The 1,321-nt window shown below is 44.7% G+C and carries 1 protein-coding gene; it reads right to left on the bottom strand.

Features of this window, described 5'->3' with window-relative positions; translation table 11 throughout:
• Positions 1–1,321 (bottom strand): formate--tetrahydrofolate ligase (locus SORDD24_RS02390; RefSeq protein ID WP_231082660.1); only part of this gene is annotated, 1,321 nt, incomplete at both ends.

Below are 1,321 nucleotides of genomic sequence, written 5' to 3'. Positions count from 1 at the left end.
TTGTGTTTGAGCTTTCTTCTCAAAGTTGACTTTGCTACCGCGATAGATTTCAGTAACAATCTTTTCGATCTTTTCTTGGACAGAAAGGTCATTGTCATACAAACGTTTATAGTTAGCTGGTGTTTCAGCAATTGTCTTGACAACCGTTTCAGCAAGCGCTACTCCTCCTTCTGCGCCATCAGCCCAGACACTTGCTAGTTCAACTGGCACATCAATATAAGCACAGAGTTCTTTCAAGGCTGCGATTTCAGCTTCAGTATCAGAAACAAATTCGTTAATCGCGACGACTGCAGGCACTCCAAATTTACGGATATTCTCAACGTGGCGTTTCAAGTTAGCAAAACCTGCACGAACCGCTTCAACATTTTCTTCTGTCAAAGCATCTTTAGCAACTCCACCGTTCATCTTGAGGGCACGAAGGGTTGCGACGATAACTACCGCATCTGGAGAAGTTGGCAAGTTTGGTGTCTTGATATCAAGGAATTTCTCAGCACCAAGGTCTGCACCAAAACCAGCTTCAGTAACAGTGTAATCAGCCAAGCGAAGGGCTGTGCTTGTTGCCAAAACAGAGTTACATCCATGAGCAATGTTGGCAAATGGACCACCATGTACAAAGGCAGGTGTACCATAAATTGTCTGAACCAAGTTCGGTTTAATAGCATCCTTCAAGATCAAAGCCAAGGCACCTTCAACCTTCAAATCACCTACAGAAACAGGGGTACGGTCATAGCGATAGCCAATAACGATATTAGCCAAACGGCGTTTCAAGTCCTCGATGTCCGTCGCCAAGCACAAAATCGCCATGATTTCAGAAGCAACTGTAATATCAAAACCATCCTCACGTGGAATACCATTTAGAGGACCGCCAAGACCAACAGTCACATGGCGAAGAGCACGGTCGTTCAAGTCCACAACGCGCTTCCAAATAATACGACGTTGGTCAATTCCCAGCTCATTTCCTTGGTGCAAGTGGTTGTCAATCAATGCAGAAAGGGCATTGTTAGCAGTTGTAATGGCATGCATATCCCCAGTAAAGTGGAGGTTGATGTCTTCCATTGGCAACACTTGGGCATAACCACCACCAGCAGCACCACCTTTAATCCCCATTACTGGTCCAAGAGATGGTTCGCGGATAGCAATCATGGTTTTCTTGCCGATTTTGTTTAAGGCATCTGCAAGACCGATGGTAATAGTTGACTTTCCTTCACCCGCTGGTGTTGGGTTAATGGCAGTAACCAAGATTAATTTACCAACTGGATTGCTCTCAACTGCTCGAATTTTATCAAAACTAAGCTTAGCCTTGTACTTTCCGTACAATTCC

Source organism: Streptococcus oralis (assembly GCF_001579175.1).
Lineage (GTDB): Bacteria > Bacillota > Bacilli > Lactobacillales > Streptococcaceae > Streptococcus > Streptococcus oralis_O.
Note: the sequence above shows the minus strand (reverse complement) of the source record. Positions and strands in the feature narration are given on the sequence as shown.